Raw genomic sequence first — 14,037 nt, 5'->3', positions numbered from 1 at the left:
CTCTCGATGAGCCAGGTGGTGGCAAGCAAGTACCAGGGTAAGACATATTCGCTCAGGGTCGAGGTGGAGGTTTCCCCGGAGCAGCTTGTCATGGTCGGGGTATCCCACATCGGCGTGCCCCTGTTCCAGCTTGAGCTGGACGGCGCGGGATTGCGTACCAAGGCGCTGAAGGGCGAGGCGCTGCCCTTTGACCCACGCTACATCCTCTCTGACTTTCAGCTCGCATACTGGCCCTTCGAGCTTGTGGAGAAGGATCTTGCGCAGCGCGGTTACATTCTCGTTCGCGGTCTCCAAGCCACCAGCCGCTACATCTATGACGCTGACCACGATCTCGTGGCCAGCGTGGAGGTCCTGCGCGCCGGCGCGCGCGCCGGCTACATGGTGATCGTGCATCATGACCTGCCGTATGAGCTTCTCATTCAAACCCTCGATCGAACCGAAGGTACCTGATGAAGCTCTCGCCGGTCTTTCTCACCGATCTTGGGATTGTCAGCAGTCTGGGCAGGGGCAAGCAGGCGGTGCTCGAGGCGCTCACGAGGGAAGCCCGAACCGGGGCTGTCGCGCGCAGCGATTTTCTTATCGATGGCACCCCTGCCTACGTAGGGGCGGTCCCCGGCGAGTTGCCCCAGCTGCCGCCGGAGCTTGCAGGTTACGACAGCCGCAACGCCGGGCTGCTCATCTTGGCGCTCGAAGAGATTCGCGCGAGCCTCGACCTTGCTCTCACCCGCCATGGCCCGGCCCGCATTGGCGTCGTCCTGGGAACCAGCACCTCCGGCATCGCCGAAGGAGAGCGCGCTTTCTTCGCGGCGTTAAAGACGGGCGTTCTGCCAGCAGGCTTCGACATGCGCCGCCAGGAGCTCGGGAGTCCCGCCGAAATCGCGGCACGGTACCTTGGTCTGGAGGGGCCCGCCTTCACGGTCTCGACCGCGTGTAGCTCCAGCGCGCAGGCGATTGCTGACGGCCGCCGGATGATCCGCGCCGGCCTCGTCGACGCGGTCCTGGCCGGCGGTGTCGACAGTCTTTGCAAGCTCACTGTGAATGGCTTTCGCGCGCTATCTGCCCTGTCGCAGGGGCTCTGCAACCCCTTCAGCCGCAATCGCGACGGCACCATGATTGGCGAAGGTGCCGCGGTCTTTCTCATGGAGCGCGAGGAGGCTGAAGTCGCGTTGCTGGGGTCGGGAGCGACCTGCGATGCCTATAGCATGACGGCACCGGATCCCGAAGCCAAAGGCGTCATTGCAGCGATGAGGTCAGCTCTTGAGGACGCCGAGCTTGCTCCTGAAGACATCGACTTCATCGAGCTGCACGGCACCGGTACAGAGCAGAACGATGCGATGGAAAGCCATGCGGTGCGCGCCGTGTTTGGCGATACGGTACCTTGCAGCTCCTCCAAGGGCCGGGTCGGCCACACCCTCGGTGCTGCCGGCGCCATAGGCGCGGCGCACTGCTGGCTTGTTGCCAGTGGACTGAACGCGGCAGGCGCCCTGCCGCCCCACATTTGGGATGGTGAACCTGAAGAAGGATTGCTCAATCATAGCCTGGTGAACGCGGGCATGCGGCTGGCGCCCTCTGCTCGGAGGCGATTCCTTTGCAACGCGCTCGCTTTCGGCGGCAACAATGTCTCTCTCATAATTGGCAGACCGTAATGAATAAGATTCCCTGGCCGGTCGAGCAACTCCTTCCCCACAGCCGTTCGATGGTCCTCTTGGACGAGGCGATCGATGCCGGCGAGGATTGGGCCATGGCGGGTGTGCGCATTGCAGAGGACTGTCTGTTCTACGATCCGCAGGCGAGGGGCGTACCCGCCTGGGTGGGGATCGAGTATATGGCACAGACCGTGGCCCTCTTCTCCGGCGTCCACGCCCAAATGGCGGGCCAAGCGGTGAAGCTTGGCCTGCTGTTGGGTACCCGGCGTTACGAGGCTTTCTGCGACAGCTTTTCACTCGGAAGCTATTTGACGGTCCGGGTCTCCCGTGAGTGGGACGATGGTCAGATGGCGGTTTTCGACTGCACGGTAAGCCGGGAGCGTGAGCTCGCGTCGGCACGAATCAACGTTTACCTGCCTGACAATTTGGCCGCTCTCCTGGCAGGTGCTGCGCCATGACCAAGGCTGTACTGGTGACCGGGGCGAGCGGTGGATTGGGCCAGGCAATCTGCCAGCGCTTGGCCAAAGAGGGCTTTGAAGTCGTGGCCCACTTCCATCGCAACGGTCAGGGGGCGAAGGACCTTGCCGCGCGCATCGAGAAGCAAGGAGGGCTCTGCCGGCTCCTGCAGTTCGACGTGGGCGACCGGGTGGCGACAGCGGAGGCGCTGGAAGCCGACATTGCCGTCCGGGGAGCCTATTACGGCGTCGTCTGTAACGCGGGGATCCACCGCGACAACGCCTTTCCCGCCATGCCTGGGAAGGATTGGGACGACGTCCTGCGCACCAATTTGGACGGCTTCTATAACGTGGTTCATCCTATCATCATGCCCATGATCCAAACCCGCAAGGATGGGCGGATCGTCGCCATGTCGTCAGTGTCGGGTATCATGGGAAATCGCGGCCAAGTGAACTACAGCGCCGCCAAGGGAGGGCTCATCGCCGCTGCCAAGGCGCTGGCCGTGGAATTGGCAAAGCGGCGCATCACGGTCAACTGCGTGGCACCGGGGGTAATCGAGACGGAGATGACAGAAAGTATCGTTCGTGACGAGGTGCTGAAGATGATTCCGGCCCGCCGCTTTGGCCGAGCCGACGAGGTCGCCGGCCTGGTTGCCTATCTCCTTTCTGATGAAGCCGGCTACATCACCCGGCAGGTCATCTCGGTAAACGGTGGGATGGCCTGATGAAGCGTGTTGTCATCACCGGCATGTCCGGATTGAGTCCGATCGGCGTTAGCTGGTCGGAGGTGGAAAGCCACTTGCGGAGTGGTCAGAGCGGCGTGCGCTACATGTCCGAGTGGGACGAGATCGAGGGTCTGAACACACGCCTGGGCGCTGCGGTGCCGGCGTTCGATCTGCCGGCGCACTACGATCGGAGGCGGACGCGCAGCATGGGCCGTGTTGGGATGCTGGCCACCCGCGCCAGTGAGCTTGCTCTTGAGGATGCTGGCCTGTTGGGAGATCCGGTGATCACCAGCGGACAGACAGGAGTCGCCTTCGGGTCTTCCTCGGGTTCTCCGCCGGCGCTCAGCGAGCTTGCCAAGATCCTCATCACCAAGAATACCAACTCGGTGAAGGCCAACTCCTATATTCAGATCATGCCTCACATGACGGCAGTGAATGTCTCAGTCTTCTTTGGCATCTGTGGACGCCTGATTCCAACCTCGACGGCTTGCACCTCCGGCAGTCTGGCGATTGGGGCCGCCTACGAAGCGATTCGCGAAGGCCGGCAGGTGGTCATGGTGGCCGGCGGCGCGGACGAACTTTGCCCGTCTCAGGCAACGGTTTTCGATACTCTCTTCGCCACCAGCACTCGGAACGACGCTCCGACAACGACCCCGCGCCCCTTCGATGAAAGCCGAGACGGCCTGGTGGTGGGTGAGGGCGCTGCGGCGATGGTGCTTGAAGATCTCGACCATGCAAAGGCCCGCGGCGCGACGATCCACGCCGAGGTGGTCGGCTTTGCAACCAACAGCGATGGGCAACACGTCACGCAACCCTCGAAGAATACGATGACGATGGCCATTCGGCTCGCGATGGCGGACTGTGGTCTGCCGGGCGAAGCGATCGGCTATGTAAACGCCCATGGCACTGCTACCGATGTGGGCGATGTTGCCGAGTCGCACGCAACCAAGGTTGCTCTGGGAAAGCCGGTACTCATCAGTTCACTCAAGAGCTACATGGGGCACACCCTGGGGGCCTGCGGCAGCCTGGAGGCCTGGATGACCATCGAGATGCTGAAGCGAAACTGGTTCGCGCCGACCATAAATCTGAAGAAGGTGGATGCCCGCTGCGCGGAACTCGACTACATCATGGATGAAGTACGGCCGCTCGAGGCGGAGTACGTTATGACCAACAACTTCGCATTTGGTGGTGTCAACACGTCCCTCGTGTTCCGGCGTTGGGCCTGAAGGAGAGCTGCAAGGTGGTGTGGCACGGATCGCTGGAGGGCTTGCCATGACCGAACTGCATCTTTGGTGCCTTCCCGAAGCCGGCGCAGAGCTTGGCCGGATCGCGGCACTGGCAGAGACCCGGCTGTCGAACGAAGAGCGCCAGAGGCACCAGGGGATGTCGGCCGAGGGGCGTGCCCGCCGCTTCCTCCTTGGGCGGCTTCTGCTACGGGAGGCGCTGGGCCATCACCTGACACGTGATCCAAGCGAGCTGGTTTTTGGCGAAACCGCCAATGGCAAGCTCTACCTGGTGTCTCCCGGGAGCACCGGATGGGATTTCTGCCTCTCTCATTCACGCCACGAGAGCATTGTAGCGCTTGCCCGGTCTAAAGGGGTCGGTGTCGATCTTGAAGACGTCGCCCGCGGCGCAACCGTCTTGAAAATTGCCCGCAAGCTCTATCCGGCGGAGGAGCGCCGCCAACTCGAAGCGCAGGCAGAAGAAGTTGCCGCCGATACGGCGCTGGCGCTGTGGACCTTGAAGGAAAGCATCGCAAAGGCATTGGGCCAGACGATTTGGCAGGCGGTGGGCGAGATATCCCTGAACTTCGCTGGCACGGACCTGTCGTGGCGGTCGCACCCATCTGAGAAAAGCGCCGCAGAATGGGCTCTTCTGGCGGGACGCTTCCGTCGGCATCATCGCTTCGCCGTTGCGCTTTGCGGGACGTCCCGAGGCCGCGGAGACTTGGTCGTACGGGCTCATCAGCTGGGTTTGGGAAAGCCTGCTGCAGACACCTTTGAGGTGACGACAGTGGCTCTCCCCAGCATGTGCCACAATTTCAAGGTCGCGGCCGTTTAGAGTGCGTCTCAGATCGGCGTCGCTGGTGGCTCGCCGGTATAGTGCGGCACGCTGGAAAAGCTGAAGCCGGGCATGACGCGTTCGCACGCGGATAGCGTGAGAACTAAGCCAGCGAGAAGACCGAGGCCAATAATGAATCGCATTTCTGGGGCCCCTTTCCCCGTTTCCCCGCGTTAAGCGGAGCGATGGATCGTGCCGTCAGATTGCTCCACGAACCCAAGGGCTGCAGAGCGCGCCGCACTAAATCTTGTTCAGTTCGAAGTCGATTTTTTCTGCAAGCAGCTTGACCCACTTGTTGTAGTTGCGGTGGATCTGCTCTCCATCGTAGAGCAATGTGTCACTGTCCTTGTAGGTAATAGAGTAGCTGGTCGGGGTGTAGTGGATGTCAACAACGGCAGTGTGCTGTCGCACATGTGCCGTGGCGACGATAAGCCCGTCTTCAACCGGATTGACAAACCACTCCTTTTCACGGCAAGCCGTGATGATTGCACTCCTCACCTGGTCCAGGCGGGGCGCACCGGACGAAGCTGTGACCACTGGTGCTTCGGCGACGTTGTAGATGGGCTGCGTGCGCGCGCAAGCGGCAAGCATCAGGCTGAGGGAAAGCATCGAAGTTATCAAGAAGGCCGAACGCATCGTTTCGCTCCTACTGTGTGATCTCTTGTAGTTTCTTCTTTGACCACTCATAGGCTTCTTCGCCCTGTTTCTTGGTCCACTCGTAGGCCTTCTTGGCTTCCTCGGTAGCGGTCTCGGCTGCGGTCTCGGCTGCATCGGCCGCGCCGTCGCCGAGTTCAGCAGCCTTCTCGCCGACCCGTTCGGCATCTTTCTGCACGTCGGAGATAATATCCCCACTCGAGGAACTCGCGGTCGTTTCCGAAGTGCTATCCTCCGCCACCGTACCGGAAGCGGCTAGGAGGATGGCGGCGGCAGCGAGACTGGAAAACCGGAGATACTGGAGCCATGTCATGCGGCGGGTTCCCTAACGAGGGGGTAAGTCTAATCGGCTCGATCATAATGCTTGAGTCAGAGACTCAAAGGAAGATGGCAGATCGAGCTTGGCGCAGCGACAGCCTGCTAATCAAAGCGACGATCGTGAGTGGCAGCAGAAAGCGCGCATTCTATCGTGTGAGGTTGTCGCCACCCCCGGAAGAACAATGGGGTTCGTCGCTTAGACCGCGCACAGTGTGTAGTCTGGTGAGCCGCTCCAGACGAAGCGCCAACTCGCCCCGGGCCGCACGTTCTGAATGATCCCCGGATCGAACGCGACGAAGCAGCGGCCGCCTGGGTGCCGGACAGAGGGATAGAGCAGGCCCCGGTGGCCGTCGCGGCGCAAGTCCAGCGCGAAGGCCTGGCCCTGTGGGTACCCGACGACAGGGTCGGGCGCGAGCCCGGGGTGATTTCGCTCTCCGGCAAGATCGGGAAAATCCCCGATGAAATCCGCCAGGAGTTCGACATAGCGCGCCTCGTCCTGATAGATGCCGATGTACCCGAGCTCCCTTGTCCGGTGAAAGCCCACTTCTGCTGCTGAGGTCAACGTATCGTAGCTGCAGTACCAGGCGCCGCGGTCAGGACCGTTGAAACGGTTGCCGGTTGAGCGCGTGTAGGTGAAGGCGGCATTGATGTGGCTTTGGCCGTAGATCTGCAGATCGCGCTGGCGGCGCACGAAGGCCAGTTCGCGCCGGTCGATGGCGGGGCTACCCTCCCGTTCGGCGACCAGCCGCTGGCTGGTTTCTCCTTCCAGCTCTGCGAGGATCTCCGCTTCCTCGTCGCTGTCAACGAGGCCGCGGAGAATCGGCGGCTTGTGTCGGGTCTCCGGGATGAGCCGCACCAGGCCGCGATCATTGATCGCGGTGACCTTCACATGCCGCCCCTCAAGGCGTCCAGATAGGTGCGCACGCGCAAGATCTTCGGCAGTCCGCCTGCAATCATGGCATCGATGGGCTTGGCGCCATCGAACTCGGGGCCTTTGTTGGGCAGACTGACCCACCGGTGCGCCAGCGGCGCCTCGAAATAGAGGTCGAGTGCTTTGAAGATGCCGACAATTGCGCTCAGCCGCAGGAGCTGGTCGCGCGTCAGGTCGCCGGTAAACTCGGGCTTCCTCGCACGCTTCCATGTGGATTGAGACATGTCGGCAAGGGCTGCCGCCTCACGCCCGGAGAGCGTCCATTCGTCTGCTATCCTGCTGTAGGCTTTTAGCGCGACCGCCTTGATTTCGGCGGCCGAGCGCTCCTGAAGGACGCTTTCCATGGCTTCGCGTTTCCGGATTGGACACCACAAATATAGGTCCATTTGGTCTTCAAATCAAGGCCAAATGATCCACAAAGTGGAACAATGGATGTTACGAATATCGCAATTAATTCATGGAAAATCTCTGCGGATGGGTACTAGAACGTGGGGATCTCGAAGCAGATTACTCGCCCCAAGGGGGCGGAGCGCTGCGCAGCCGCGGGGCGTTTGACTTTGCGGCCTGCTTCCGGATGCCCGTTCTCAGTTGCCCGACTTGCAATCCAGGAGCTCTACGCGCCTGTGGTCGAACTGCCCAGGGGCCGGCCCAGCGGGAGGCTTCTGACTTGGCGCTCTATGATCTCGGGCGCAGAAACAATGTAGGTCCGGTTTACGCAATCGACACTCTCCCACATGCCGGCATCGGCGATCCCTCTGGGGTCCATACCGTAAACTTGGCGCAGGTTGTTTGCAAAGTTGTGGCGGAGCCAGTGGGGCGTCGCCCGCTCCATCACACCCGCCCTTTCCGGAAAGCCGCGCCGCTTTAGCTCCGCAACGCACCTTTCTTTGGCACGCCTGAAGCAATACCAGAAATGACCACCTCCCATTCGGTGGCTGGTGTAGGGCTTGCCGGCGCCAGTGAGAAAGAGCTGAGGGTGGGCATCGTTTCGACGAAGCAGCCAGATGCAAATCTGGTCCACCGCATAGTCATGGAGTGGCCGAATGTAGCTGTGCCCGTTCTTTGTCTTCGGGAAGATGACCCGTCCCCGTTCTCGCTCCAACTCGACATGCTCTCGGAGCAGGGAGACCGTCTGCCATACCCTGGCACCTGTCGCGTACATCAAGGCAATGACCGGCTTGAGATGGGGATCTGCGCACTCGATGAGCAGTTCGACTTCGCCTGGCTGAAAGCGTTTGACTACTGAATCATCCTTCGGCCGCTGACGTCGTACTCTGTTCCAATAGGGAATCTCTTGGAGGGACTTTTCTTTCAGAGCCAGAGCCAGGATGGCATGGAGAACATGCTCATGTCGCCAGCGCGCCACCAGCTGATGCGCTTGAAAACGTCGCTTGTAGAACGCCTCGATCTTGGTGCGATCAAGATCGCCAACCAGAACACCCTTGAATGCGGCCGCAACATCCCTGGCGTCAGCTTTGACGGCATAGCTGTAATCGTACCGCGCGAGGTAGTCGGATACGAGGTCCTCCATTGGCCTGGGCGGCGGCCGGTTGTACAGAATTCGGTCGAGTATCTCCTTTTCCTTCATGAGCCGCATGGTCTCTGCCGCTTCCCATGCGCCCGGCATCGCGTGGTGTAGCTTGGTGCTGAAATGGGCTCGTTCTGAGCGGTTCCCTACACGGAGTGTCCCGCAGATGTAAAGATTGGGGCTGCGGCTCAGCAGAAGGACATGAAGTCTGCCGCGTTGTCTGTATTGGCTTGTAATCTTGCCGTGTGGCATCAAACTTTCCTCAGTGGAGCGGGGGCTGGCGTAATCTGCAGAGACTGATACCTCTTTCTCCGGCGCCATACGTCAGACGGTTATAGGTGGGTCGCCCAACTTCTGACCAAGCGGCAGTTTTCTGACTTGGTGCTCAATGATCTCCGGCACAGAGGCGACGTACGTCCGCTGGACGTTTGCGACATCTTCCCACATGCCGGCATCCGCAATCCCTCTTGCATCCATCCCATAAACCCGACGCAGGGTATTTGCGAAGTTGTACCGGAGCCACCGTGGCGTAGCCTGTGCCATCACCTCTGCGCGCTCTCGATACCCACGCCTCACCAATTCTGCCACGCAGCGTTCCCTGGCCATCAGAAATGCAGCCCCAAGTTTGCCGCCGATTTTCGCATTGCCGCTGTACGGCTTTCCAACCTGGGTTAGGAATAATTGCGGGTGGTCGTCATGTCGGCGCAGGAGCCAGAGACATATCTGGTCAACGGCATAGTCGTGTAGAGGTCGCACGTAGCTTTTGCAGTTCCTTGCTGCGGGAAAAATGACAAGGCCTTGTCCACGCCCAAGGATCACATGCTCGCGCTGCAGCATCATTGTCTGTCGGAGCCCGGCGCCTGTGACGTACATCACAGCGATGATCGGTTTCAGGTGGTAGTCGGCGCATTCAATGAGCAGTTCCACCTCGCCGGGGTGGAATTGTTTCATAGCCAGGGCACCCTTCACTCTCTTGTAGTGAAATCGGGTCCAATAGGGAATCCGGTACAAGCTGCGCTCACGGACCGCCAATGTGAGCATGGCATGCAAGATGGTTTCGGTCCGCCAGCGTGACGCTCTCAAGTGCGGAAGGGGAAAACGCTTGTTGAGGAAGGCCTCGATCCGGTCCCGGTCCAAGTCTGCAACCAGGATTCCTTCGAATGCGCGAGCCAATTCCTTTGCGGCCCGCTTGACAGTATATGAATAGTCGTAGCGGGCGAGGTAGTCGGAGACGAGATCCTCCATTGGTCTCGGGGGCGGCCGATTGTAGAGGATACGGTCCAAGGCGTCCTTTTCCCGCTTCAGGCGGATGGTCTCGGCAGCTTCCCAGGCACCAGGTGCCTCATTATGAAGGCGGGTGCTGAACTGGACCCGCTCGGATCGCTCCCCGACCCGTACCGTTCCTTGGATGTAGAGATAGGGGCTGCCATGTCTCAACGTGACATGTAGGCCGCCCCTGCGTCGCCACTGGCTTTTGCAGTGTGTTCGGGCCATAGACACCGTCCCGAGAAATCAGCGCCAAGCAGTAGCATTCGCGCACAGTTGCTGTGTCAGGAGTGGGGGAAGTCGATGGGCAATGCTGATGTCACGAGCCTGCATTCCTGCCGTCATCCGCTTTGTCTAATAAGGCGCAAAACCGAAGGAAAGAATGCCTCGACTACCGGCCTCAGGGGCGGAGTCGGATCTCTCGAGTCGACCGATGTCGCCAACTGGCGGGCCGTGACAGCTCATCCGGTGCAGGCCGTTCTGCCAACCAAAATTGCCATAACAGTTGCGACACAGAAGCTTCGCAGCTGACCAGGAGGCGTCAGCCGCAGCTCGGATGCGCCTTAGGAGTCGGCGCCCTTCAACCTTGAAGCTGATAAGGTTCAGAGGAAGTCTCCACGCAGGGCCGCTGGTATCAAGCGCGTCTCCCCGGCCATCGGGCCGTTGAGGTGCCAGTGCCGGCGCCATTTGCTTCGCCATGACGACGAATAACGTAGCGTTCAGCGAATGAAATGGCATCTGCGAGAGGGCGCGCCGCCGGCCTGCGGTGCGATGCCCGATTATTGCCTGAGGGGGCCAGGCGGACCCGAGAGCGGGTCGTCTCGTACATCGAGGGAACGTCCTTAGTCTAGGCCGACCCGGCGCCACGGGGAAGCGATCGCCACCGGCTAGGCGGCGCCGGGCAGGCAGCACGTTCACAAGTCTGCTTTGGTTTTGACTGCGGACTTTGATGCGAGCGGCGCAGACTTCGGCACGTGACCCGAAGCGGTCATTTTCCAAGCCTTTGGTCTCGAGGCCTGCTGCATGGGGGCCAGATAAAGACACGGGAGAGTTGATGCATGTCAGGGCGCAGTCGACTTGTAGAGACTAGTGTTTGGTGGTCGGCAGCTACCGCGAGGTTCTCTCGAGGGCTTGGCTTGAGGTTCGATTCGGACGTCGAAGTCCTAAGATGTTATGACGCCAATTGGCGGATTCGCCCGCTGTAGCGCTTGGTGCGCTGTCCAATGGATCAGAGTCAGCCGCCCCAAGTGCCTGTGCATCCTTTCTCCCATGGAGCGATCGATGGAAAATCCACCGTCGACATCGCAGAACTCGCTGGAGACTGCGCGTGTCAGAGAAGTGGTCGGTGTCGCGACGGATTCTGAGATGCTTGAGCGGGTGGTGGGCGATCTGATCGTCGCGGGCTTCGATCGGCGCGATATTGACTTGATGGCGAATTATGATGCTGTTCGGAAAAAGCTCCCAGAGGCATATCGCGTATCGGCCGGTGCTGCCGAGCTACCTGAGGGGGACAGGCGGGCCACGTCCACGAATTGCGGATCGCGCCGCGCGGCCCAGACTGACAGCGCATGGCCGAACGCCCAGATGACCAAGCCGGCGATCCAGAGCCGTAGGCCCAGGCCGATCGCGCCCGCCAGCGTGCCACTGACGATGGCGAGCGCGCGCGGGGGGGCCGCCGAGCAATATCGGTTCGGCCAGCGCCCGATGGACCGGCGCATGGAAGCCGTCGATCAGCTCGCCGGGATCGGCCGCGTCACTCATGCGACCAGCGCCCCGCCGCCGAACGAGAAGAACGACAGGAAAAAGCTCGACGCGGCGAAGGCGATCGACAGGCCGAACACGATCTGGATCAGCCTGCGCGCGCCGCCCGACGTATCGCCGAACGCCAGCGTCAGGCCGGTAATGATGATGATCATCACCGCGATGATCTTCGCCACCGACCCCTCGATGCTTTCGAGGATCGACTGGAGCGGCGCTTCCCACGGCATCGACGAGCCCGAAGCGTAGGCGGGCGCCGAAATGGTGAGGGCGGAGAGACTGGCGGAAGCGGCGAGCATGGCGCGGCGTGCGCCATGCCGAACGGCATGGATCATGGGAGGACTCCCGGCTGGAGGGTGCAGAGCGACGCGAGGCGGAAGTCGCCAGTCGCGGCGTCGAGCTCTTCGACGCGGGCCAGCTCGGAGAGCCGGCGGCCGGTCCCGTCGCGGACCAGCACAGCAATAAGGTTGGTGGTCTCGGCCAGCAGCGCGCGGGGGACCATGACGACGGCCTCCTGAATGAGCTGTTCCATGCGGCGCAGAGCGCCGAGGGCGGAACCGGCATGGTTGGTGCCGACGCCGCCGGGGTGGCCGGTGCCCCAGGCTTTGAGAAGATCGAGCGCCTCGGCGCCGCGCACCTCGCCGATGGGAATGCGGTCGGGGCACAGGCGCAGCGAGGAGCGGACGAGATCGGACAACGAGACGACGCTATCCTTGGTCCGCATCGCCACCAGGTTCGGCGCGGCGCATTGCAACTCGCGTGTGTCCTCGATCAGGACGATGCGGTCTTGGGTCTTGGCCACTTCGGCCAGGAGCGCGTTGACCAGGGTGGTCTTGCCGCTGCCGGTGCCGCCAGCGACCAGAATGTTGGCGCGGGCGGCGACGCCTTCGCGCAGGGCTGAGGCCTCGACTGCCGACATTATCCCGGCACGCACATAGTCGTCGAGCGTGAAGACCGCGACGGCGGGCTCGCGGATCGCGAAGGCCGGGTTCGCTACCACGGGCGGCAGCAGGCTCTCGAATCGCTCCCGCCTTCCGGCAGCTCGGCCGAGACACGAGGGCTGCGCGCATGAACCTCGACACCGACATGGTGCGCGACCAGGCGCACGATGCGTTCGCCGTCCGCGGCGGTCAGCGTCGTGCCGGTGTCGCTGATGCCTTCCCCGAGCCGATCGACCCAGAGGCGGCCATCGGGGTTGAGCATCACTTCGATGACGGCAGGGTCTTCGAGCCAGGCTGCGATCGACGTCCCGAGCGCCGTGCGCAACATCCGTGCGCCGCGTGACCTGGCCTCGGAACGGATCGGGTGGACGGTCAAGAAAAGGACCCTGATTTGGGCCGGGCGAACCGCCGCCCGGCGTCAGGGGCACATAAAGAGAGACAGAAAGGGCCGCAGTTCAACAAGTAAACGCGGGCGTCGTAGTGCGGCGAAGTAATACAGGGAGCAGCGTATGTGATGGCGCCTCAATCAACCGACGGAGCACCTCTTTTTGGTGCGAATCAGCTAGCACCAGCGCGCCTCTGCCGACATTCTATCCGTCTCCAAGCAGAGTGACAGTTTCAAAAACCGCGCATGGTTCGTCCTCAATCGCGCGGCTTAAAATGGGACAAATTCGCCATCAGCACAGGTCTCAACTAATGGCGGGATCAACCAAGAGCTGCCGCTCGCGAGCGTTCGATACGGGATCGTTTTCGGGAAGATGGGCCTAGTCTTTTTTGCGGCTGGCGGAACGTCATGCCAACGCAGCGAGCCTGTCACGGAGCCAGCTTTGTGCGGGATGGTGGGTCGTGCGTTCGTGCCAGATACTAGCGATGGTAAATCCGGGTATGTGGAGTGGCGGCTCCAGCACCTGCACCCGGTCTGACCAACCGTCTGCGATCCGACGTGGAATCACCGCGATCATATCGGATCGTGACACGATTTCCGGCACGATCAGGAAGCCCGATGTGGACAGAGCGACGGTACGACGGTGGCCGATCGCCTCAAGCGCCGCATCGGTAGGTCCGGCGAAGCCTCCGCCCAGTTTTGAAACGACGACGTGGTCCAGCGCGCAGAACAAGTCCAGATCAAGGACACCGCGCACGGCCGGATGCTCCTGTCGCGCGACGACCACATACTCCTCCTCGTAGAGCCGGCGCTGCCGCATCGCCGCCGGCGCTTCTTCGGGCCTTGCCAAGGCCAGGTCCACCTCGCCACGCTCCAACTGTGTCGTGAGTGCCATCAAGTCGAGCGCCCGCCAGGCGATGCGGACCATCGGCGCCTGCGCCCGCAAAACGACCGAGTAGCGTGCCAGCAGCGCATACTGGACGTAGTCGCTCGCCGCGATCACCACGGTTGCACGCAGGGTCTCCGGATTGATCGGCGCTCCTTGCTCAACGACGCGGCGAACACCCTCCAGTGCCTCGTGCAGTGGCTCCATCAGCTCGAGTGCCCGCTGGGTCAAAACCATCCCGCGCTGGCCCGGGATCAGGAGCGGATCGCCCAGCGCCTCACGGAGCCGCGCCAGCCGCGCCGACAAAGCAGGCTGGCTGAGATTCAGCCGGCGCGCGGCGCGTGTAACGTTGCGCTCCACAAGCAGGGTTTCAAGCGTCACGAGAAGACCGAGATCGAGGTTCCTGGTATCCATCGTGTCGATAACGACACATAAAACGTTCGATTTCAAGACCCGCAGCGGCCGCTCCATATAGGTCGCGAG

General features: G+C 61.7%; 14 protein-coding genes and 2 pseudogenes. 6 read left to right on the top strand and 10 right to left on the bottom strand.

Annotated features, from left to right (window positions below):
• Nucleotides 1-6: 6 nt before the first annotated feature.
• Genes WDC82_RS01850 through WDC82_RS01825 form a run of 6 tightly spaced genes read left to right on the top strand, consistent with a single transcriptional unit; the run spans nt 7 to nt 4,887 of the window.
• Nucleotides 7-450: a DUF3261 domain-containing protein gene (locus WDC82_RS01850; RefSeq protein WP_340115544.1), complete on the top strand. Its 444-nt coding sequence runs from the start codon at nt 7-9 to the stop codon at nt 448-450.
• Nucleotides 450-1,646 carry a beta-ketoacyl-ACP synthase gene (locus WDC82_RS01845; RefSeq protein WP_340115543.1) on the top strand — a complete coding sequence of 399 codons (1,197 nt, stop codon included), beginning with the start codon at nt 450-452 and terminating at the stop codon, nt 1,644-1,646. Before WDC82_RS01850 ends, WDC82_RS01845 begins: the two co-directional genes overlap by 1 nt.
• A complete protein-coding gene (locus WDC82_RS01840) occupies nt 1,646-2,104 on the top strand; it encodes a hotdog family protein (RefSeq protein WP_340115542.1) in 459 nt (152 codons plus the stop codon). Before WDC82_RS01845 ends, WDC82_RS01840 begins: the two co-directional genes overlap by 1 nt.
• On the top strand, nt 2,101-2,826 hold the full coding sequence (gene fabG, locus WDC82_RS01835) for a 3-oxoacyl-ACP reductase FabG (protein ID WP_340115541.1): 726 nt from the start codon (nt 2,101-2,103) through the stop codon (nt 2,824-2,826). Before WDC82_RS01840 ends, fabG begins: the two co-directional genes overlap by 4 nt.
• On the top strand, nt 2,826-4,052 hold the full coding sequence (locus tag WDC82_RS01830) for a beta-ketoacyl-ACP synthase (protein WP_340115540.1): 1,227 nt from the start codon (nt 2,826-2,828) through the stop codon (nt 4,050-4,052). The genes fabG and WDC82_RS01830 overlap by 1 nt, the downstream gene beginning before the upstream one ends.
• A 46-nt stretch (nt 4,053-4,098) precedes the next feature.
• On the top strand, nt 4,099-4,887 hold the full coding sequence (locus WDC82_RS01825; protein ID WP_340115539.1) for a 4'-phosphopantetheinyl transferase superfamily protein: 789 nt from the start codon (nt 4,099-4,101) through the stop codon (nt 4,885-4,887).
• Nucleotides 4,888-5,127: 240 nt separating this feature from the next.
• Here the strand turns inward: WDC82_RS01825 and WDC82_RS01820 are convergent, their stop codons facing one another.
• The 10 genes and pseudogenes from WDC82_RS01820 to WDC82_RS01775 all read right to left on the bottom strand — a co-directional run bounded on the left by WDC82_RS01820 (nt 5,128) and on the right by WDC82_RS01775 (nt 14,004).
• Entirely contained in the window at nt 5,128-5,523 is a 396-nt protein-coding gene (locus tag WDC82_RS01820; protein WP_340115538.1) for a hypothetical protein, read from the bottom strand.
• Nucleotides 5,524-5,533: 10 nt separating this feature from the next.
• Nucleotides 5,534-5,854, bottom strand: coding sequence for a hypothetical protein (locus tag WDC82_RS01815; RefSeq protein ID WP_340115537.1), 321 nt, complete (start codon nt 5,852-5,854; stop codon nt 5,534-5,536).
• A 201-nt stretch (nt 5,855-6,055) separates the two neighbouring features.
• Nucleotides 6,056-6,748, bottom strand: coding sequence for an RES family NAD+ phosphorylase (locus WDC82_RS01810; RefSeq protein ID WP_340115536.1), 693 nt, complete (start codon nt 6,746-6,748; stop codon nt 6,056-6,058).
• A complete protein-coding gene (locus WDC82_RS01805; protein WP_340115535.1) occupies nt 6,745-7,134 on the bottom strand; it encodes an MbcA/ParS/Xre antitoxin family protein in 390 nt (129 codons plus the stop codon). The genes WDC82_RS01810 and WDC82_RS01805 overlap by 4 nt, the downstream gene beginning before the upstream one ends.
• Nucleotides 7,135-7,403: 269 nt before the next feature.
• Nucleotides 7,404-8,570, bottom strand: coding sequence for a tyrosine-type recombinase/integrase (locus WDC82_RS01800; protein ID WP_340115534.1), 1,167 nt, complete (start codon nt 8,568-8,570; stop codon nt 7,404-7,406).
• A 72-nt stretch (nt 8,571-8,642) separates the two neighbouring features.
• Nucleotides 8,643-9,602 carry a hypothetical protein gene (locus WDC82_RS01795; RefSeq protein WP_340115533.1) on the bottom strand — a complete coding sequence of 320 codons (960 nt, stop codon included), beginning with the start codon at nt 9,600-9,602 and terminating at the stop codon, nt 8,643-8,645.
• 1,418 nt (nt 9,603-11,020) lie between these two features.
• Nucleotides 11,021-11,345 (bottom strand): annotated as a pseudogene (locus WDC82_RS01790) (VirB3 family type IV secretion system protein).
• Nucleotides 11,342-11,641 (bottom strand): TrbC/VirB2 family protein, encoded by a 300-nt coding sequence (locus WDC82_RS01785; protein ID WP_340115567.1) that lies wholly within the window; start codon nt 11,639-11,641, stop codon nt 11,342-11,344. Before WDC82_RS01785 ends, WDC82_RS01790 begins: the two are co-directional and overlap by 4 nt.
• A gap of 32 nt (nt 11,642-11,673) precedes the next feature.
• Nucleotides 11,674-12,611 (bottom strand): annotated as a pseudogene (gene trbB / locus WDC82_RS01780) (P-type conjugative transfer ATPase TrbB).
• A gap of 463 nt (nt 12,612-13,074) precedes the next feature.
• Nucleotides 13,075-14,004 carry a LysR family transcriptional regulator gene (locus tag WDC82_RS01775; protein ID WP_340115532.1) on the bottom strand — a complete coding sequence of 310 codons (930 nt, stop codon included), beginning with the start codon at nt 14,002-14,004 and terminating at the stop codon, nt 13,075-13,077.
• Between the last annotated feature and the right edge of the window lie 33 nt (nt 14,005-14,037).

This window comes from Pelagibius sp. 7325, assembly GCF_037652055.1.
Lineage (GTDB): Bacteria > Pseudomonadota > Alphaproteobacteria > Kiloniellales > Kiloniellaceae > Pelagibius.
The sequence above is the reverse complement of the archived record's forward strand: the minus strand, read 5'-3'. Positions and strand labels throughout refer to the sequence as shown.

Excerpts from the sequence above, each read along its gene's own strand:
- WDC82_RS01850 (WP_340115544.1), top strand. The coding sequence starts at position 7 with ATGAGCCAGGTGGTGGCAAGCAAGTACCAGGGTAAGACATATTCGCTC.
- WDC82_RS01845 (WP_340115543.1), top strand. The coding sequence starts at position 450 with ATGAAGCTCTCGCCGGTCTTTCTCACCGATCTTGGGATTGTCAGCAGT.
- WDC82_RS01840 (WP_340115542.1), top strand. The coding sequence starts at position 1,646 with ATGAATAAGATTCCCTGGCCGGTCGAGCAACTCCTTCCCCACAGCCGT.
- fabG (WP_340115541.1), top strand. The coding sequence starts at position 2,101 with ATGACCAAGGCTGTACTGGTGACCGGGGCGAGCGGTGGATTGGGCCAG.
- WDC82_RS01830 (WP_340115540.1), top strand. The coding sequence starts at position 2,826 with ATGAAGCGTGTTGTCATCACCGGCATGTCCGGATTGAGTCCGATCGGC.
- WDC82_RS01825 (WP_340115539.1), top strand. The coding sequence starts at position 4,099 with ATGACCGAACTGCATCTTTGGTGCCTTCCCGAAGCCGGCGCAGAGCTT.
- WDC82_RS01820 (WP_340115538.1), bottom strand. The coding sequence starts at position 5,523 with ATGCGTTCGGCCTTCTTGATAACTTCGATGCTTTCCCTCAGCCTGATG.
- WDC82_RS01815 (WP_340115537.1), bottom strand. The coding sequence starts at position 5,854 with ATGACATGGCTCCAGTATCTCCGGTTTTCCAGTCTCGCTGCCGCCGCC.
- WDC82_RS01805 (WP_340115535.1), bottom strand. The coding sequence starts at position 7,134 with ATGGAAAGCGTCCTTCAGGAGCGCTCGGCCGCCGAAATCAAGGCGGTC.
- WDC82_RS01800 (WP_340115534.1), bottom strand. The coding sequence starts at position 8,570 with ATGCCACACGGCAAGATTACAAGCCAATACAGACAACGCGGCAGACTT.
- WDC82_RS01785 (WP_340115567.1), bottom strand. The coding sequence starts at position 11,641 with ATGCTCGCCGCTTCCGCCAGTCTCTCCGCCCTCACCATTTCGGCGCCC.